At 56.7% G+C, this 19311-nt stretch carries 19 protein-coding genes; 11 read left to right on the forward strand and 8 right to left on the reverse strand.

The annotated features are described in order from the left end of the window. Window position 1: 1 nt before the first annotated feature. From AC2FLB_RS09845 to phhA, 3 genes are all read right to left on the reverse strand, one after another. Window positions 2-1576 carry a lysine--tRNA ligase gene (locus tag AC2FLB_RS09845; RefSeq protein ID WP_496691746.1) on the reverse strand — a complete coding sequence of 525 codons (1575 nt, stop codon included), beginning with the start codon at window positions 1574-1576 and terminating at the stop codon, window positions 2-4. Window positions 1577-1698: 122 nt separating this feature from the next. Further along, window positions 1699-2052: a 4a-hydroxytetrahydrobiopterin dehydratase gene (locus tag AC2FLB_RS09850; protein WP_496709166.1), complete on the reverse strand. Its 354-nt coding sequence runs from the start codon at window positions 2050-2052 to the stop codon at window positions 1699-1701. A gap of 7 nt (window positions 2053-2059) precedes the next feature. Continuing rightward, complete coding sequence (gene phhA, locus AC2FLB_RS09855; RefSeq protein ID WP_496709167.1) at window positions 2060-2860, reverse strand: phenylalanine 4-monooxygenase; 801 nt, start codon at window positions 2858-2860, stop codon at window positions 2060-2062. A gap of 106 nt (window positions 2861-2966) precedes the next feature. On the opposite strand from phhA, the gene AC2FLB_RS09860 reads away from it, so the two are divergent. Both AC2FLB_RS09860 and AC2FLB_RS09865 read left to right on the forward strand, forming a co-directional pair. Further along, the gene (locus AC2FLB_RS09860) at window positions 2967-3434 is read left to right on the forward strand and encodes an Lrp/AsnC family transcriptional regulator (protein ID WP_246097185.1); all 468 of its coding nucleotides are present in this window, start codon (window positions 2967-2969) and stop codon (window positions 3432-3434) included. Between the two features lie 81 nt (window positions 3435-3515). Further along, window positions 3516-3938: a tellurite resistance TerB family protein gene (locus AC2FLB_RS09865; protein ID WP_142635642.1), complete on the forward strand. Its 423-nt coding sequence runs from the start codon at window positions 3516-3518 to the stop codon at window positions 3936-3938. A gap of 2 nt (window positions 3939-3940) precedes the next feature. Here AC2FLB_RS09865 and dacB read toward each other — a convergent pair whose 3' ends face one another. Beyond that, window positions 3941-5422: a D-alanyl-D-alanine carboxypeptidase/D-alanyl-D-alanine endopeptidase gene (gene dacB / locus AC2FLB_RS09870; RefSeq protein WP_496709168.1), complete on the reverse strand. Its 1482-nt coding sequence runs from the start codon at window positions 5420-5422 to the stop codon at window positions 3941-3943. Between the two features lie 66 nt (window positions 5423-5488). Next, window positions 5489-6109 (reverse strand): nicotinate-nucleotide adenylyltransferase, encoded by a 621-nt coding sequence (locus tag AC2FLB_RS09875; protein ID WP_496709169.1) that lies wholly within the window; start codon window positions 6107-6109, stop codon window positions 5489-5491. A gap of 356 nt (window positions 6110-6465) precedes the next feature. Here AC2FLB_RS09875 and AC2FLB_RS09880 point away from each other — a divergent pair, with 356 nt between their 5' ends. From AC2FLB_RS09880 to AC2FLB_RS09900, 5 genes are all read left to right on the forward strand, one after another. Continuing rightward, the gene (locus AC2FLB_RS09880; RefSeq protein ID WP_496709170.1) at window positions 6466-7752 is read left to right on the forward strand and encodes a reverse transcriptase family protein; all 1287 of its coding nucleotides are present in this window, start codon (window positions 6466-6468) and stop codon (window positions 7750-7752) included. An 81-nt stretch (window positions 7753-7833) separates the two neighbouring features. Continuing rightward, the gene (gene ettA / locus AC2FLB_RS09885; protein WP_496709171.1) at window positions 7834-9489 is read left to right on the forward strand and encodes an energy-dependent translational throttle protein EttA; all 1656 of its coding nucleotides are present in this window, start codon (window positions 7834-7836) and stop codon (window positions 9487-9489) included. A gap of 120 nt (window positions 9490-9609) precedes the next feature. Then, window positions 9610-10422, forward strand: coding sequence for a hypothetical protein (locus tag AC2FLB_RS09890; RefSeq protein WP_496709172.1), 813 nt, complete (start codon window positions 9610-9612; stop codon window positions 10420-10422). A gap of 473 nt (window positions 10423-10895) precedes the next feature. After that, window positions 10896-11102: a cold-shock protein gene (locus AC2FLB_RS09895; RefSeq protein WP_142635630.1), complete on the forward strand. Its 207-nt coding sequence runs from the start codon at window positions 10896-10898 to the stop codon at window positions 11100-11102. 179 nt (window positions 11103-11281) lie between these two features. Next, window positions 11282-11839, forward strand: coding sequence for a L,D-transpeptidase (locus tag AC2FLB_RS09900; protein WP_142635628.1), 558 nt, complete (start codon window positions 11282-11284; stop codon window positions 11837-11839). On the opposite strand, the gene AC2FLB_RS09905 is transcribed toward AC2FLB_RS09900, so the two are convergent. Further along, window positions 11840-12499 (reverse strand): arylesterase, encoded by a 660-nt coding sequence (locus AC2FLB_RS09905; protein WP_425595584.1) that lies wholly within the window; start codon window positions 12497-12499, stop codon window positions 11840-11842. A 26-nt stretch (window positions 12500-12525) separates the two neighbouring features. Here AC2FLB_RS09905 and AC2FLB_RS09910 point away from each other — a divergent pair, with 26 nt between their 5' ends. Together AC2FLB_RS09910 and AC2FLB_RS09915 are read left to right on the forward strand one after the other, a co-directional pair. Beyond that, the gene (locus AC2FLB_RS09910; protein WP_496706259.1) at window positions 12526-13221 is read left to right on the forward strand and encodes an ABC transporter ATP-binding protein; all 696 of its coding nucleotides are present in this window, start codon (window positions 12526-12528) and stop codon (window positions 13219-13221) included. Beyond that, a complete protein-coding gene (locus AC2FLB_RS09915; protein ID WP_496709173.1) occupies window positions 13218-15746 on the forward strand; it encodes an ABC transporter permease in 2529 nt (842 codons plus the stop codon). Before AC2FLB_RS09910 ends, AC2FLB_RS09915 begins: the two co-directional genes overlap by 4 nt. Window positions 15747-15748: 2 nt before the next feature. Here the strand turns inward: AC2FLB_RS09915 and AC2FLB_RS09920 are convergent, their stop codons facing one another. Continuing rightward, window positions 15749-16195: an RrF2 family transcriptional regulator gene (locus tag AC2FLB_RS09920; RefSeq protein WP_496691756.1), complete on the reverse strand. Its 447-nt coding sequence runs from the start codon at window positions 16193-16195 to the stop codon at window positions 15749-15751. Window positions 16196-16288: 93 nt separating this feature from the next. On the opposite strand from AC2FLB_RS09920, the gene AC2FLB_RS09925 reads away from it, so the two are divergent. Then, entirely contained in the window at window positions 16289-16858 is a 570-nt protein-coding gene (locus tag AC2FLB_RS09925; protein ID WP_496709174.1) for a gamma-glutamylcyclotransferase family protein, read from the forward strand. A 52-nt stretch (window positions 16859-16910) separates the two neighbouring features. Here AC2FLB_RS09925 and gltX read toward each other — a convergent pair whose 3' ends face one another. Further along, complete coding sequence (gene gltX / locus AC2FLB_RS09930) at window positions 16911-18236, reverse strand: glutamate--tRNA ligase (protein ID WP_496709175.1); 1326 nt, start codon at window positions 18234-18236, stop codon at window positions 16911-16913. Window positions 18237-18376: 140 nt separating this feature from the next. Between gltX and AC2FLB_RS09935 the strand changes: the two genes are divergently transcribed. Then, window positions 18377-19309 carry an MBL fold metallo-hydrolase gene (locus AC2FLB_RS09935; protein WP_496709176.1) on the forward strand — a complete coding sequence of 311 codons (933 nt, stop codon included), beginning with the start codon at window positions 18377-18379 and terminating at the stop codon, window positions 19307-19309. The last annotated feature ends 2 nt before the right edge of the window (window positions 19310-19311 follow it).

Below are 19311 nucleotides of genomic sequence, written 5' to 3' on the forward strand. Positions count from 1 at the left end.
ATCAGACCAGCTCTCCAGCCAGCGCCTTGTCGATCAGCGCAATGGTTTCCGGCACGCCGTAAAGCGCGATAAACCCGCCAAATCGCGGCCCCTGGGATGCGCCCAACAACACCTCGTAGAGCGCGGTGAACCAGCCCCGCATAGGGTCAAACCGCTCGCGCCCGACAGAGTAGACCACCGATTGCAGCGCCTCATCCTCGATCGGTCCGTCATATGCCGCCAGCTCTGCTTTCAACGCCTCCAGCGCTTCGCGCTCTTGATCCGTCGGCGCCCGGTGCTGGCGGGTGGGCTTGACGAAATCGTTAAAGTAGCGGACCGCAAATCCCGCCGCCTGATCCAGATCAGGATGCGTCTCTGCCGTAGCCTCGGGCGCATAGCGGCGGATGAAGCCCCACAGCGCTTCTTTGTCTTCGGCCCCCGAAACTGACGCCAGATTCAACAGCATCGCAAACGGCACCATCAGCGTCGATTCAGGAACATCGCCACCGTGGATATGCCACACGGGATTGTTCAGCTGCGCCTTCAACTCTTGCCCCGGATAGGCCCGCAGTTGCTGATGATATTCATCATAGGCCTTGGGGATCACATCAAAATGCATCCGCTTGGCGGTCTTGGGCTTTTGATACATAAAATACGCAAGACTCTCAGTCGGTGCATAGGTCAGCCATTCGTCGATCGAGACGCCATTGCCCGAAGATTTCGAAATCTTCTGACCGTTCTCATCCAAAAACAGCTCATAACTGAAATGCTCTGGCGCACGGCCACCCAACGCCCGGCAGATCGCGTCATAGATCTTTTCGTTGGTGGCATGTTCCTTGCCATACATTTCAAAATCAACGCCCAGCGCGGCCCAGCGCGCACCGAAATCCGGCTTCCACTGCAGCTTTACGTTGCCCCCCGTGACCGGCAGCGTCCATTCCTTGCCGTCGTCGTCATCAAAGGTGACGGTATAGGTCTCGGCGCAGACCTTTTTCATCGGCACGTACAGAACCCGACCCGTTTCGGGGTGGATCGGCAGAAAGATCGAATAGGTCTGCTGCCGCTCTTCTCGCAGGCTTTTCAACATGATGGCCATTACGGCATCATAGTTGTCGACCGCCCGCTTCAGAATCTCGTCAAACTGACCCGAACGATAAAAGTCGCGCGCCGAATAGAAATCATACTCGAACCCAAAAGTGTCGAGGAACCGGCGTAACATTGCGTTGTTGTATTCGCCAAAGCTTGGGTATTCGCCGAACGGATCAGGGACCGAAGTCAGAGGACGCTGCAAATGCTCTTCAAGCGCTTCGGGATTCGGCACGTTGCCGGGAACTTTGCGCATACCGTCCAGATCGTCCGAGAAACAGATCAGCTTAGTCGGAATATCCGACAGCGCCTCAAACGCACGCTTGACCATGGTGGTCCGCGCCACCTCGCCAAATGTCCCGATATGCGGCAAGCCGGACGGGCCATAGCCCGTCTCGAACAACACATACCCCTTGTCCGGAGCCCCTTTCTGATAGCGTTTGAGCAACCGGCGCGCCTCTTCAAAAGGCCAGGCCTTGGACGACATCGCGGTTTCACGCAGTTCAGACATTTTCTTTAAGCTCCATCGGGAAAACAGCGTCGGCTTTCGTTTGCCGCCGACCGACCCCTCCTATTGTGCCGGTGCAGCATGAGTCAATAAAGCAAGCTGTTTTTCCTGTCTGGAAACTGGCCTCAGACGACTAACTGATCCAACTTGGCCGCCCAGATGAAATCATTCTCACTAAGGCCGTCAATTTCGTGGGTCGTCAGCTGAACATCCACATATCCCCATCCAAATCTGATATCGGGATGATGCCCTTGCTGATCGGCAAGCCAGGCGCAAAGGTTTGCCAGATAGGCCGCCTTGGCAAAACCTTTGAGTTTGAAATGACGGCTGAGTGTTTTTGCCTCCGCATCCAGCGACCAGTCCGGGGTCAACTGGGCCAGATGCGCGCTTGCCGCATCACGGTTCAAAGCTGGAATGCCGCCGGAACAAGGGGCACAGGTCCGATCCGATAGGGTGCAGGTTTGTTCTGATGTGGTCATATCCAGCTTACTCCGCCGCTGTTGCCTTTTCGGGAAACTTATTCGGCAACAGGCCCAGTGATTGCGCCTTATGCACATCCGCCAGCAAATCCCGATCGGCGACAGCAAACAGTTCCTCGGGGTCATCCAGCACGAAATAGCCCATCTGGTGCATATCAATCCGGTAGGGCGTGCGCAGGATCGTCAGAACGTCAAAGGGATCGCGGTCGGGTATTTCGCTTTCCACCGCGTAGACAAGTTCGGTCGGGGATGAGGCAAGCCCCGATCCCAGCGCCTTGATCACCCCATCCTGACGCCGCAGGCCAAATTCGATCGAGAACCAATACAGCCGGATCAGCCAAGCATAGTCTTTTTCACCGGCCTGCACCCCCGCCAATCCGATAGCGTGGCTGAAGGCGGCAAATCGCGGATCGCTCAGCAGTGGGGTATGGCCGAAAATCTCATGAAAGATGTCAGGCTCTTCGATGTAATCGAAATCCTCGCGGGACCGGATGAACGAGGCCGCCGGGAAAACCCGGTCGGCCAACATGTCAAAGAAGGTCTTGAACCCGATCAGCGCGGGTACAGGCTGCACTTTCCAGCCTGTCATATCCAGAAGCCTCTCAGAAATATCAGCGCATGATGGAACACGGGTTTTCGGAAGCTCCAGCCGGTCCAGCCCCTCAAGATAATCACGCGCCATATAGCGCTGTACGTTCTCTTGCTGAGCGGCATAAAGATCAGCCCAGACAGCATCCTCTTCGTCGGTATATGTGATGTGACCATTGGCATTGGCCACCTTGGCGACGTATTTTGTCGACTTTGGCATGGAAGCTCCTCCTGAAAAGAGCATAGCCAGCCATCGTGAAAAATTTCATTTGAATGTTTTTCAGGATCACACAATATGAACGAAACATTTCACAAACTCAAAAGATATGACGCAAATGCTTCAAAACGCGGATATCGCCATCCTGCAAGAGCTTCAGACCGATGGCCGTCTGTCTATGCAAGAGCTCGCGGATCGTACCGGCCTGTCTGCCTCGCAATGTTGGCGGCGGGTTCGCGATCTCGAAGCTGCCGGGGTTGTGGCAGGCTATACCGCTCGTGTGCCCGCCAAATCCGTTGGCCTGAACGCAATAGCCTATGTTCATGTTGCGCTGCGCGATCATCAGGAAGACAGCATCACTTCGTTTTTGCGGCTGGTTGAGACCGAGGCTCAGATTGTCGAGTGCGCCTCAATCACCGGGGATCATGACTTCATTCTGAAAGTCTATTCGAAAACACCCGAAGATCTTGAGGCGTTCATCATGCAAAGGCTGTTGAAATCGGGGTTAGTCCGCGACACTCGCAGCAATTTTGTACTGCGGCAGACGAAAACACGTGGCCCTTTGCCCATTCTTTGATCTATCGCTCCAAAATCCGTTGAACCTATTCCCTGCCCCACCTATCGTGCGGGATCAGAACAGTTCAATCAGGACACCCCTATGACCAACCAAGTGCCACACCCGATGTCTCCTCAAGATTGCCTCGTGGCGATTATGGTTGCGATCTCTGCATCAGATGAGACCATCCGCACCGCCGAGCTGGTCAAGATCGAGGGCGCGGTCAACATGCTGCCTGTCTTTGCAGAATATGACATCGACCGGATGTATCGCGTTTCCCAGATCGTCTTCGATCTGTTTGAACAAGAAGATGGCCTGGATGCCCTGTTTGGACTGATCCGGGACAACCTGCCCGAACGCCTGAACGAAACCTCCTATGCGCTTGCATGTGATGTTGCTGCTGCAGATGGTACGCTGGCAGAATCCGAATTGCGGCTGCTCGAGGAAATCCGTTACGAGTTGGACATCGACCGTTTGCATGCCGCTGCCATCGAGCGCGGCGCGCGGGCACGGCACACGACCTGACGTCAACTGCTGCCGGCCAGCTTCCCCCACCTTTCGATCAGTGCGCGCTGCAATTTGCGCGACCTGTTATTCCAGCTCCGCCCGCCTTCGGGCCGTTCACGATACGCTCGGGGGATCGTTGCGCGATGCTCTATGTCAGCCGTGAATATCGCAAAGGCCAGCTCTGCCCCATCCGGTGAGGTTATGAACCCGCCTAGGCCCGAGACAAAGTTCAGGGTTCCGGTTTTCGCATTCACTCTGATCGGATGATCCTTGACCGGCCGCCCCTGACTGTCGGCAAGGGTAAATTTCTTCAGCAAAGGCCGGAGGTCTCCGGCTTTCTGCGCCGCCAGCAGCGCGACCACCAAATCCTCGGGCGCTACGCGTGAATCGCCCCCAAGCCCTGAATGATCGACCATCGCAACCCCGGTCACACCATAGGTCTCTGTGGCCCATCTGTTCATCTCGGCGGCTGACTCCGCCAAAGTCTGCGGTCGCGTACCGCGCGCCCTCGAGGCAGCGAGCCCTACCATCTCGGCAGTGAGGTTGGTCGAGTATTTCAGCATGCCCTGCAATATGCTCTCGAGCGGGTCGCTTTGATGAATGACCAAAGGGGTTCCATTCGGCATCTGCCGCGTGACCTGCGTCCGCCCCAGCACAATTCCGTTGGATCGGGCCAATGTTCTGAAAACGTCACCTGCATAAAGCGCGGGCTTGCGGACAGGCAGCCACCGCGCCCCATCGCTACCTAACGCGCCTTTGGCAACAGTCCACCGGTCCTGACGGGCGCTGGGTTCGTAGGTATAGATCGGCAGGTTGCGGCCCTCGACCTTCATGGACGCCACTTCCACTGCAGGGGTATAGCGCGTGCTTCGGGCATCCATGGTCACGTCATAGCTGGCGCCCTGCTTTTTCCACTCGAAATGCACGCGATTGAAATTCAGAGAAATGCCGCTGATCGCAGGGCTGTACCCCAAATGATCTGGCTGCCCCGGATCAATGCTGAACACGTAAGGCAACGCGCCATCATAAACTTTGAACGCGCCGCGAACCTCGGTGATTCCGGCCTCGCGCAAGTTTGCCGCCATCGTGGCCAGCGCATCCGTATCCAGCAATGGATCACCACCGCCAACAAGAACAAGATCGCCGTTCAATATGCCGTTTTCTATTGGCCCCTCGGCGACCAATGCAGTCTCAAACCTGTAATCGGCACCCAGCACATTCAGCGCATAGAGCGCGGTCAGAGCCTTGCCAACGCTCGCCGGAGGAAGGCTCCGGTCGCCACCATAGGTCTCAAGCACTACGCCTGTATTGGCGTCCGCTACGGCAAAGGCGACCTCGCCGCGCAGGTTCGCGGCATCGACCAAGCGCTCAACACCTACGATCGGCTCATTACGAAGCTGAGGCCGCAGTGACGTCAGCGGGGCCTCGGCCACAACAGCTACAGGGATCAGGGCCGCACCCAGCCCTGCAATAAATCCTCGTCGCGAATAACGATCATTCATGGGTCAATTAAAATCCCAGAGATCACAGGCAAACAACCTGAGATCCGAATTATGGGCCCACAGGGGCTATTCAGGCAACACCTTGTTGCCCCAAACCCCCTGAATGCGCAACTGGGTCGAACTGACATCCAGCATCGGTACATTCACAAAGCACCATGCCGGGGCCTGTGCCCGGCCCAGTAAATGCCGCGCCTGCCCGTCAATTCGGTACTCGGCGTAGCGACGCGCCGCAGGGGACATACGTGCAGAGATGCGGTCTCCGGGACGGGCAACAACGCCAACCGGTACGGATTCAATAATCGACTGCCAATCCTGCCACTTATGGAATTGCGCCAGGTTATCCGCGCCCATCAGCCAGACAAACCTGACCTGCGGATAAAGCTTTTTCAGGGCGGCGACAGTATCCGCCGTGGCGCGCGTGCCCGTCTGGGCCTCGATATCCGTCACCTCGACACGTGGATGCTGCATCACAGCTTGCGCTGCCTTCACCCGCCGCGCCAATGGCGCAGGCCCGCGCTCTTTCAACGGATTGCCCGGAGAGACCAGCCACCACACCCGATCCAGCCCAAAGGCCTTCATTGCCTCGAGTGTCACATGCACATGGCCCTTATGCGGCGGATCAAATGACCCCCCGAACAACCCCACGACCTGCCCGGGCCGTACATATGGGATAGAGCTACGCTGCATCTCTTGCTGATGTTCAGAACTCGGCGGGGTTGTCAATCAACAGGTTGCACCGAGTCGCCCAACCTCACGCGCCCGGGCCGCACCACCTCGGCGCACCAGCCTGCTATGAGATTTCTCAGGGACATTCATCACTCCGTCAGATTACTGATTGACGCTTACACAACTATCTGTTGATTTGCCTTCAGTCAGAGCGCACTTCAAGATTGTGGGAAACCACATTCTGCGGGGCTTCCCCGCGGCTAAAAACTTAACCGCTGCATTCGGCGCATGACCGTGACTTGCCTCCGGCAAGTGCGGGTCATGCTGAACAGAGACTAGGTTGAAGGGCGGCTCTGACAAAACCAGAATTAAAGCCAATGTCATTTAAACACGCTATCCATTCTCTTGCAGCATCACTGGCACAGGCTGACTGGAACCATTTTGACGCAACACTGATCCTGCAACACCGGTTGCCGGCCAAACTGCAATACCTTGCACCAAAACTTGCGCGTCACCTGCTGTATTGCCTGCCACAGCCCTATGCACCACCAACGGCCACGATTGCCAAAAAGCTCGAAGAATGTCCAGAAATCGAGCTGATTGAGCGATATGTTCAATCCCGAAAACTGAAGATCGCTCCGCCCCTAACCTCGCAGAAATTTTCACCCGTTAGCTGCTTCCATGATCTTCCACTGCCCGATTTGTCCTGCAGTGACGATCTGGCCGACTGGCTTTCCCTCAGTCCAACCCAACTTGTCCGTTTTGCAGACCTCAATGGGTTGTCCAATTCGACAAACAATGCGTTTGCGCCGCACTACCGGTTCCATACCGTTCCCAAGAAGAACGGAGGCCTGCGCCTGATCGAAGAACCCAAGCCAGTTCTCAAACGCCTGCAAAGACGCATCCTGCACGCGATGCTGGACCTAGTCCCCAGCAGCCCGCACGCTTTCGGATTTGTCCCGGGGCGCAACTGTATTCAGGCGGCGTCCCGGCATGCAGGGGAACAAATGGTTGTCTCGTTCGATCTGAAAAGCTTTTTTCCTTCGATCAGTTATCCGCGCATTCTTGGCCTGTTTCGATGCCTTGGGTATCCAGCGGTTGTATCCCGCCAACTTGCAGGTCTCGTAACCTTGGCGACCCCATCCCATGTCCTTGTGCAGCTTGGCCCAAATGCGGAACATGGACTAAATCAACGCCACCTTCCACAAGGTACCCCGACCTCGCCCGCGCTTGCGAATTTATGCAGCTTCAACCTTGATCGCCGCCTCGCCGGGCTGGCGAAGCGCATCGATGCGAACTACACCCGATATGCCGATGACCTAACATTTTCAGGAGATGCGAGCATCGCGAAAGTTCTGCGTGGCGCAGTTCCCGACATCGCAAAGGACGAAGGTTTTACCATCAACCCAGACAAAACTCGGGTGATGCGATCGCATGGGCGCCAGATTGTGACCGGCATCGTCGTCAACCAACATGTCAATTTTCCACGCCGGGATTTTGAACGCCTTAAAGCCCAGATTCACCGCCTGCAAAATTCCGATCAAACCGACTTGGCAAACCAGACGGTTTTGAGCCAGTTGGATGGCAAAATCGCTTGGGTCGAACAACTCAACCCTCAGAAGGGTCTAAAGTTGCGAAATCTCTTTGAAAGAGCTTTGCTTTGAACTCGGCAATTCCATTGCCCCCACCCCACGCATCCGCTATCACACCGTCCAACCAAATTCCTCCGACCCAAAGGACGCGACATGGCCGCCTATCAATATGTCTACCACATGCAGGGTGTCTCCAAGACCTATCCCGGTGGCAAGAAGTGCTTTGAAAACATCCACCTGAGCTTTCTGCCCGGCGTGAAAATCGGTGTCGTCGGTGTCAACGGCGCGGGCAAATCGACCCTGATGAAGATCATGGCCGGCCTCGACAAGGATTTCACGGGTGAGGCTTGGGCGGCCGAAGGCGCCAAAGTCGGTTACCTACCGCAGGAACCGAAGCTGGACGAAAGCCTCAGCGTGCGCGAAAACGTCATGCTAGGCGTGGCCGAGAAAAAGGCGATCCTCGACCGCTATAACGAACTGGCGATGAACTACTCAGACGAAACCGCGGATGAGATGGCCAAGCTGCAGGACGAGATCGACAGCCAGAACCTCTGGGATCTCGACAGCCAGATCGACGTTTCGATGGAGGCGCTGCGCTGCCCGCCAGACGATGCCAATATCGCCAACCTCTCAGGCGGTGAAAAACGCCGCGTCGCGCTGTGCAAATTGCTGCTCGAAGCGCCCGACATGCTACTGCTCGACGAGCCGACCAACCACCTGGATGCCGAAACAATCGCCTGGCTGCAACAGCACCTGATCGATTACAAAGGCACCATCCTGATCGTCACTCACGACCGCTATTTCCTCGACAGCATCACGGGCTGGATCCTCGAACTCGACCGAGGTCGTGGTCTGCCGTATGAGGGCAACTATTCCGCGTGGCTGGAACAAAAGGCCAAGAGGCTGGAGCAGGAAGCCCGCGAGGACAAGTCTAAGCAGAAGACCCTGCAACGCGAGTTGGACTGGATGCGCCAAGGCCAGAAGGCCCGTCAGGCCAAATCCAAAGCCAGGATCAACGCCTATAATGATTTGGCGGAACAGTCCGAGCGCGAAAAGCTGACCCGCGCACAGATCGTCATCCCCAACGGCCAGCGCCTTGGTGGTAAGGTGATCGAGGTCGAAGGCCTGTCCAAACACATGGGCGATAAGCAACTGATCGAGAACCTCGACTTTTCCCTGCCCCCCGGCGGTATTGTCGGCGTCATCGGTCCCAACGGTGCCGGTAAATCGACACTGTTCAAGATGCTCACCGGTCAGGAACAGCCCGACGCAGGCACCATCACGCTTGGCGACACGGTTGAACTGTCCTATGTCGACCAGTCCCGCGATGACCTGAAGGACAACGACACCGTATGGGAGGCGATCACCGGCGGGGCCGAGATCATCCAACTGGGTGACGCACAGGTCAATTCCCGCGCCTATTGCTCCTCCTTCAACTTCAAGGGCGGCGACCAGCAGAAAAAGGTCTCGCTGCTGTCAGGGGGCGAGCGCAACCGAGTCCACATGGCCCGCCTACTGAAAGAGGGCGGCAACGTCCTGCTGCTCGATGAACCGACCAACGATTTGGACGTCGAAACCCTGCGCGCGCTGGAAGACGCGCTGGTCGATTTCGCCGGCTGCGCCGTGGTCATCAGCCACGACCGCTTCTTCCTCGACCGGATCTGCACGCATATCCTGGCGTTTGAGGGTGATGCCCGTGTCGAATGGTTCGAGGGTAACTTCGAGGATTACGAAGAGGACAAAAAGCGCCGTCTGGGACCAGACGCGCTGGAGCCGAAGCGGTTGAAGCATAAGAAGTTCGCGCGGTGACCCTGGCTGGGATCAAATTGAAAACCTATGCGCCAATTCTCAGGCTTCAAATGGTCCCAATTTTGCGTTTAGTAACTTTAGTGGTAATATCAAGAATTGATTTTTTCTTGTGAGCTGCCAATGTCACAAAAAAGTGGATTCGATAGAGAATTAGGAATTCTAAAGCAGGCCGAACGTCGCGTTCCTGCTTTGAAATATGCTTACGGTTTAATTGGGATTGCTGCAGCCTCAACAGTAGTTATCGGCTTGGTCGGAGACGATTTTAGCGCTGTAACTTCGATTGGCTTAGCAATGCTCGGAACGATGTTTGTTTTTGTTTTTGCGATGATGGTTTCGCATGGCGAAAAAGCAGCCGCGTTTGCCGGTGTCGTTCTGATTTGGTCGGTTACGCTAGCATTTGTCTTCGTTGTGGTGATTACACTGTCCGCTTTGGCTTTTGGCCAACCGGCTCGCTGGATGAACGTGGTTAAATACGTAAACAGCATGGTACAGAAAAGCCCGACTACGCCGATGGCCGCATCTACAGATAGCTATAAGCTAGATTTCCTTTCAGACTCAAACATTATTGTATTTAACGCTAGTTCCGACTTTTGGCTTCCAGATAGGTTTAGTCGCTACGTGAAGTCAAATTCCGAAGGAGCCATTGTCAATTTGGATTATGCGAATGACTGGGAGGATATGTACGAGATGTACTTTACCCGGATTTATTATATCGGCGAATCAAATCGAGAACTTGCAGAAAAACTTGATCGCAGTCTCCCCGGTGAACAGTTCTTAGTCGACTATCGCAACCAACACCTTACGGCTGATAATCCCGAATATTGGCCTGACCATGCAGAAGGTGACTATCTATGGGTAATCGACAACCTCGATCCTAGCAGAGATTTGGCAGTGTTTATTGGCAACGATATTTCCGGTCAGCTTATTAATTGACAAGCGTAACAAGCGTAGAATGGGGTTTCACCCCAACTCTCACTCAACGATCGTACCAGAAGACTCGCACGATCCATTCGCACGCACCAAACCTGTTCCAAACTCCAACTTCTCAAATGATGGGGTGAAACCCCATCCAACGGCACTCCGAACGTGCCATCGGTGACCACACCACTCCACTCCGGATCAACCCGACCCGCGCAGATATCGCGATGGAGAGACGAATGCAACCTTGCCGACGGTGATTCTTGGTCGGCGAATTCGCGTTCAAATCGCCGGCTATGCCCTGAATTCACAGAACATCCTGCTCAATCCACCCTTGTCACACGCGCAACTCAATGCCATATCAAATGTGCTACCGTTTTTCTATTTCGACCCACTGTCTCCTTCTACGGCGTTCAGTCTATCGATACAGACGACGACGCCAGGCTGCCGCAACTCCGTGGGCAGCACCAGATAAGGAGAACATGGATATGCCTTCAGGCACCGTAAAATGGTTCAACACCACCAAAGGCTACGGCTTTATTGCACCCGAAGATGGCGGCAAAGACATCTTCGTTCACATCTCGGCCGTCGAACGCTCGGGCCTGACCGGTCTGGCCGACAACCAGAAAGTCACGTACGAGCTGCGCTCGGGTCGTGACGGTCGCGAAAGCGCCGACGACATCCAGCTGGCGTAAGCCGCTGTAAGGGCAGGGTTTTCCTCTGCCCTTTTCTATTTGCGCCTGAGCGACCACCTGTAAAAGTGTGTCCCGGCGATTACATCACAATTCAGTTACTCTTCCCCGACGATTGACCGGATCGGATATCATCCGGACACTATGGTCATGATTTTTCTGTTGTATTGAAGAGAGCTGATATGTTGACACGCCGTACATTCCTGACTGCAACAGCAGCAGCAAGCCTTGTTTCGACCGCCGCGTCGGCAAAGAAAGCCGTCGAATACGACCCCACTCCACAATTTGTTCGAATCAAAAAGCAATTCCTGCCAGGCCAGCTTCTGGTGGTTCCACGCTCGTTCTATCTGTACTTCGTAACAGAACCTCGCAAGGCAATCCGTTACGGGTGCGGGGTGGGCAAAGCCGGGCTGGAGTTCACCGGAACAGCGACCATAGACGTCAAAAAGGAGTGGCCCACCTGGCGCCCCACCAATGAAATGATCGAGCGTGAACCAATTACATATGCTCGTTTCAAGGATAACGACTATGTGCAGCCTGGCGGTGACGGCAATCCGTTAGGTGCACGGGCGCTTTATCTGTTCCAGAACGGCGTTGACACTTATTTCCGAATTCACGGGACCACTCAGCCGCAGACAATAGGCCGTGCGGCCTCGAACGGATGTATACGCATGCTGAACACGCATGTCATCGACCTGTACCAGCGGGTGCCGATTGGAACAGTTGTGACGGTCGTCTGATCAATCTTCTGCTGATTTCACAAGTTCCAAAACCTTTGGTCCAAGGTCTTCAACGATGAGGGCCACACCACTGGCGTTGGGATGGATGCCATCTGCCTGCATGTGTTCCCGTACTTCTTCGGGGTTTCCTGCCGCAGTCAAACCTGTGAAAAAACTTGGCGCATATCCAGTCTGATATCGATCCGCCAGATCGGGGTAGATCGCATCAAATGCGGCTTTGTAATCTGGGCCGTAATTCCCCGGCGCCTGCATCCCGACCAACAACACGGCGACCTCAGCGCCATCTGCTGCTTTCAGGATCGTCTCAAGATTTGCGCGTGCAACTGCCGGATCAAGCCCTCGCAACAGATCGTTCCCGCCCAATGCGACGATCATCCCATCCACGTCGGGCGTCAGTGTCCAGTCCACACGCGCGGCCCCTCCGGCAGTGGTATCTCCGGATACGCCCGCGTTGATCAGGCGCACATCCGCTCCGTGATCTTTCAACCAACGATCCAGCTGCGGAACAAATCCGTCTTGCTCGGGCAGGCCGTACCCTTGAGTCAAAGAATCCCCGAGAGCTGCAATCACTACGGTTTCTGCTGTGGCCGCAAAGCCGCAACACGTGATAAGCACCGGCATCAAAGCCTTGCGCAACATCTCAACTGCTCCATATCCCATTTGATTACCTCGGTTCGGACCAACCCATGATCGCAACTGTTCTATCGCTTGAAAATGCCGCTTTATCGCTGGATGGCAATGCCGGTCAGGTAGATATCCTGCACGACATCACGCTTTCCGTACACAAGGGCGAGACACTGGGTCTGATTGGGCCGTCCGGGTCAGGAAAATCGTCGTTACTAATGCTGATGGGCGGGCTGGAACAGGCGACGGGCGGCCAGGTAACCGCACTCGGGCAAAGTCTGACCCGCATGAACGAAGACGAGCTCGCGCGATTCCGACGCAACAGCATGGGCGTTGTATTTCAGAATTTCCACCTGATCCCCACGATGACTGCCCTTGAGAACGTGGCCACACCGCTGGAGTTGGCCGGTCACAAAGATGCCTTTCAACGGGCCGAAGCCGAATTGGAGTCCGTAGGGCTGACGCATCGACGCGACCATTATCCGGCGCAGCTCTCCGGAGGAGAGCAGCAGCGCGTCGCGCTCGCCCGTGCCTCTGCCCCGCGACCACAGATCCTGCTGGCGGATGAGCCTACCGGCAATCTGGACGAAACAAACGGAGCCGCCATCATTGACCTGCTGCTTGGCCTGCGCGACAGGCATGGTGCTACTTTGGTTCTGGTGACCCATAGCCACAGCCTTGCGCGCAGATGTGACCGTGTTGTTCGGCTGCGCGATGGAAGGATTGCCGATGACACAAGGCAAGAGGCTGCCGAATGAGCCTGCGGATGGCCGGGCGGCTGGCGCGGCGGGAACTGCGCGGAGGTCTGCGCGGTTTTCGGGTGTTTCTGGCTTGTCTTGCACTTGGGGTCGCTGCCATTGCCGCTGTGGGTTCGGTCCGCCACGCCATCCAAACCGGACTGACGCAAGAAGGCGCGGCTCTGCTGGGCGGGGATGCACAGCTGGAATTCACCTATCGCTTTGCGGATGAGGCTGAGCGTGCATGGATGAACGACGCGGCCTTAGCCATCTCCGAAGTCGTCGATTTCCGGTCAATGGCAGTCGCGCAGCAGAATAGTGACCCACAGCGGGCGCTTACGCAGGTCAAATCCGTTGACGACTCCTATCCATTGTTGGGCAAGCCAATACTAGAGCCTCAGATGCCCCTGCGTGACGCCTTTACAGGCCAGCAAGGGGCGCCCGGTGCCGTAATGGCTCCTGCTCTGATCGACCGGCTTCAGCTATCGGTTGGGGATCGGTTTTCACTTGGAACTCAGGAATTTGTCCTGATGGCAGCCCTGATCCACGAACCGGACGGGGCGGCAGACGGGTTTGGATTGGGTCCGCGCACGCTGATCCGCACACAGGACTTGCTGAATTCCGGATTATTGGCACCGGGTACTCTGTTTTCCACCAAATACCGTCTGGATCTGCCGCCGGGGTCTGATCTTACAGCTCTTTCGGCGCAGGCAAGCGAAGCCCTTGAAGGCAGCGGAATGCGGTGGACCGATGCACGGAACGGTGCCCCTGGCATTTCAGAATTTGTTGCCCGGCTCAGCGCTTTTCTGGTTCTGGTTGGACTATCCGGGCTGGCTGTTGGCGGCATCGGCGTATCTGCAGCGGTGCGTGCCTATCTGGCGCAAAAGACTGAAACCATTGCTACCTTGCGTACTTTGGGTGCCGATCGGGCGACCGTGTTTCAGACTTATCTGATCCAGATCGGTATTCTCTCTGGCATCGGCATTTTTCTGGGCATCATATTGGGTGGATCGGTGCCTCTGCTGCTTGCGCCGCTGATCGAAACTCGCCTGCCTGTGCCCGCAGTGTTCTCGTTCTATCCGCAGCCTCTGGCTGAAGCCGCGCTTTACGGCGTGCTCACCGCCTTTTTATTCACACTCTGGCCCCTTGCCCGTACTGAAGAAGTCCGCGCAGCGACCCTGTTTCGCGATGCGCTGTCTTCGGCGCGCTTCCTGCCCCGTGCAAAATACATCCTAGCGACAGGCATCGGGCTTGCGGCGCTGATCGGCGCAGCTGCCTTTTTCAGCGGATCGGCGCGCCTGACCCTTTGGACCAGCGGCGGGTTGGCCGGAGCGTTGGTTCTGCTTTCGGTGGCGGCGCTGGCAATCCGCAAACTGGCACGCTTGACCACAAAACCCGCCCGAGGGAATCCGCCCCTGCGATGGGCCCTGTCAGCCATTTCCGACCCACGCGAAGGAGCCGCATCGGTTGTCCTGTCGCTGGGGCTGGGCCTGTCGGTTCTGGCCGCAGTCGGGCAGATCGACGGCACGCTGCGAAACGCGATTTCAGGAAACCTGCCCGATGTCGCCCCTTCTTATTTCTTCGTCGATATCCAGAAAGAGCAGATGCCTGGCTTTACCGAACGGCTGGAAAACGACCCTGCCGTAAGCCGGATCCAAAGCGCGCCCATGCTGCGCGGGATCATCACGCAGATTAACGGGCAGCCCGCGATTGAGGTCGCCGGGGACCACTGGGTACTGGAAGGCGACCGCGGGGTCACCTATTCCGACGCCCCGCCCTCGAACGCACGGGTCACCGCCGGGGAATGGTGGTCCGAAGACTATTCCGGAACGCCTCAGGTCAGCTTTGCCGCTGAAGAGGCCGAAGAGATGGGCCTGAAGCTGGGTGACCAACTGACCATCAACATATTGGGGCGCGACATCACCGCAGAACTCACCTCTCTGCGCGAGGTGGATTTCTCGACCGCCGGGATGGGTTTCATCATGTCCATGAACCCGTCGGCCCTGGCCGGCGCACCGCATAGCTTCATTGCCACCGTCTATGCCGAAGAGCAGGCCGAAGCCGCGATCCTTCGTGATCTGGCGGGTAAATTCCCCAATATCACCGCAATCCGTGTCCGCGATGCGATTGACCGGGTCTCGGGTCTGCTGGCCGGGTTGGCCGCTGCGACGTCTTATGGGGCTGGTGTATCGCTGCTAACCGGCTTTCTGGTTCTTATCGGCGCCGCGGCTGCGGGTGAACCAGCCCGGCGGTACGAGGCCGCAGTCCTGAAAACCATCGGCGCCGACCGGCGGCGCATATTGATCAGCTTTGCCCTTCGGGCTGTTCTGCTGGGGTCTGCCGCTGGAATTGTAGCCCTGATGGTGGGCATCCTCGGCGGCTGGGCGGTTGCGACATATATTTTCGACACCAGCTTTGACGTCATCTGGCCATCTGCCATCGGCATCGTATTGGCCGGGATCATCGTAACGCTAGGCGCGGGGCTGATCTTTGCCTTGAAACCCCTTGCCGTTCGCCCGGCGCGCATCTTGCGCGCCAGCGACTGAGTTTATCGGACGCAGGCGACGGGCTGCAAAATCGTCAGCAGATTTGCATTGTCACACACCAGCGAATCCAGCGTGATTTCGTCCAGCGAGGCATAAAAAACCTCGGCCGCGTCCCGCAGCGCAAGGCGCAGCCGGCAGGCGTTGGTGAGCGGGCATGTATTGTCGGCATCCGCAAAGCACTCGGCAATCGGCAAGTCGCCCTCGATATGTCGAAAAACCGAACCGATCCGTATCTGATCAGCAGATCTAGCGAGTACCATACCACCATTGCGACCGCGATGAGTGCTCAGATAATCTAACTGGCTGAGTTGGTTGATCACCTGCGCCAAGTGGTTTTCCGAGATATTGCAGGTCTTTGCGATCTCGGATTTGGTCACCAACCTGTCTGGATTTGCTGCACAATACATCAGTAGGCGCACAGCAATATTTGTCCGCTTGGTTATCCGCATGTTTGCCTCCCTAAGTTCAACATGCTGCCTTATTGCATGTTGGGCAAAAAAGCGGTTTGACATACATCAATTCCCGGTCAGAAGTGATCCCGCATGGCAGACCCCTATTTCTTTGGCTACGGCAGCCTCGTGAATCTCGCGACCCACGATTTCCCCGACCCGCATCCCGCGCAGTTGAAGGGATGGCGGCGGGCCTGGCGGCATACCGATTTGCGCCCGGTCGCTTTCCTGACTGCTGTTCCGGATCCCACTTCTGAAATCGACGGCATGATTGCCCATGTCCCGGGCAATGACTGGGACGCGCTGGATCAACGTGAGTGGGCCTACGACCGCGTTCCAGCGACTAAGGCCGTCACCCATTCTCTGCCACACGAGGTTGAGATCGCTGTTTATGCCGTACCTGATGACCGTCAATCCGCGACCAGCTGGCGCCACCCTCTGTTGATGAGCTATATCGACGTCGTTGTGCAAGGCTATTTGCGTGCGTTCGGGTCCGAGGGCGCCGATCGCTTTTTTGCCACCACTGATGGCTGGGACGCCCCGATCCTGAATGACCGGGCAGAGCCGCGGTATCCACGCCACCAGGCATTGAAACCGGATGAGACTTGTTTTGTGGATGATCGGCTGAAGCGAATAGCAGCCCAGATCGTAAAGACCTTATAGAAAAAAGGCGCGGCCAGCAGACCACGCCTTATCACAATCTAAGGCGCTAAGATCAGCCGCGCGCGCGGATCACCTGCAGAAGGGGCAACAGGGTGGCCATCTCGGGGCCGCGTTCCATTCCTGTCAGTGCCTTGCGCAAAGGCATGAACAGACTCTTGCCCTTGCGGCCTGTCGCGTCTTTCACCGCGCTGGTCCACTGCCCCCAGGTCGCGCCGTCGAACGGGCCTTCTGGCAACAACGCCACGGCCTCGGTGATGAACTCTCGGTCTTCATCGGCAATCAGTGGTTCGGCGCCGTTAAGGCACAGCTCCCACCACCCTCTCAGGTCTGCCAGAGTGGTGATGTTCTCGCGGGCCATGGCCCAGAACGGTTCGGCCAATTCGGCCGGTACGCCCGCATCTGCCACAGAATCCGCAACGTCGGCCAATGACAAAGATTGCAGGTGTTTTGCCGTCAACGGAAACAGGTCCTGAACGTCAAACTTGGTCGGTGCGGCACCAAAACGACCAATGTCAAATCCATCGATCAGCTCGGCCATCTCTGTCCGCAACTCAACCGGGTCGGATGAGCCCAGACGCGCCATCAAGCTGAGCAATGCTAACGGCTGTACGCCCTGCTCGCGCAGATCACGCAGAGCCAGCGTGCCCAGTCGCTTAGACAGCGCCTCGCCCTGGGGGCCGGTCAGCAGCGAATGATGTGCAAAACGCGGGCAAGTACCACCCAGCGCTTGGATGATCTGAATCTGCGTCGCGGTATTGGTCACATGGTCCGAGCCACGCACCACATCGGTCACACCCATTTCGGTATCATCGACCACCGACGCAATCGTGTACAGAACTTGACCGTCGCCCCGGATCAGAACCGGGTCAGAGACCGAGGCCGCATCAATCGAAATATCGCCCAGAATGCCGTCGGTCCACTCGATCCGTTCATGATCCAGCCTAAAGCGCCAGACTCCGTTGCCACGTTCTGCCCGCAGCGCGTCTTTCTCGGCGTCGTTAAGGTTCAATGCTGCGCGGTCATAAACCGGCGGCTTGCCCATATTCAGCTGCTTCTTGCGCTTGAGGTCCAGCTCGGTCGGGGTTTCGAAAGCCTCATAGAAACGACCCATCTCGCGCAGCTTGTCGGCTGCCTCGGCATAGCGGTCCAGACGCTCGGACTGTCGTTCGACCCGGTCCCAATGCAGGCCCAACCACTCGAGGTCCTGCTTGATGGCATCGACATATTCTTCCTTCGATCGCTCGGGGTCTGTGTCGTCGATACGCAGGATGAAGGTGCCGCCAGCCTTGCGGGCAATCAGGTAGTTCATCAGAGCTGTGCGCAGGTTGCCCACATGGATGTAACCGGTGGGTGACGGGGCGAAACGGGTGGTTGTCATAGGAGTCTCCTGTTGGCGCGGCTCTTCTCACAGGATGGGCAAATTGTCCAGCCACCGCACCGGTTCACGCCAACGTCAGGTGGCAATCCTCGGGCGATACCCTATCTTCAAAGTGCTGGCACACACAGGGAGATCTCAAAATGACCGTTACACTAACTCGTAGGGCCGCACTGGGCGCGGCGGCAGCATTGCCTTTTGCATCAGCTGCTACCCCAATCCTGGCTGCAGCAAGCGATACCAAAGCGAATTCAACCATCGCGAAATCGTTCCAGCTGGGCGATTTCACCGTAACAACTCTGTTGGATGGCAGCCTGCCGCGCGATGGCGCCAAAGAGATTTTCGGCGGCGGTGCCACGGATGAGGAATTTGCAAACGTATCGGCCCAGAATTTTATTCCTGCCGATAAAGCCCAGTTCTTTTTCACACCAACGCTGGTCAATACCGGATCTGAACTTGTGCTGTTTGATACTGGCCTTGGGCAAGGCGGCATTCAGGCGGCATTGGCAGATGCAGGCGTGAACCCGGATCAAATCGACGTCGTTGTCATCACCCATATGCACCCTGACCATATTGGCGGCATGACCACAAAAGACGCGCCGACTTTCCCGAACGCGCGCTATGTCACCGCATCGACCGAATATGACTTTTGGGCCGCACAGGATTCCGGCAATCGGGTCGGCGATCTGGTCGCCGCGAAAGTTACTCCGTTGGCCGAAAAGATGACCTTTGTCGGGGATAGTGGCCAGGTTCTTTCCGGAATAACGGCCGTTTCAGCGCACGGGCATACACCCGGACACACAGTCTTTCATCTGGAAAGCAATGGCCAACGCCTGGTTCTAACGGCCGATCTGGCCAATCACTATGTGTGGTCTTTTGCTCGTCCCGAGTGGGAGGTAAAGTTCGACATGGACAAAGCCGCAGCCGCCGCTTCTCGTCGTAATGTGTTGGGGATGCTGGCAGCAGACAAAATCCCGATGATCGGATATCACATGCCCTTCCCCGCAGCCGGTTACGTCGAGACGCGCGGCGATGGGTTCAGGTTTGTCCCGGTCAGCTATCAGATGATGGGTTAACG

Source organism: Ruegeria sp. CDSA236 (genome assembly GCF_059611285.1).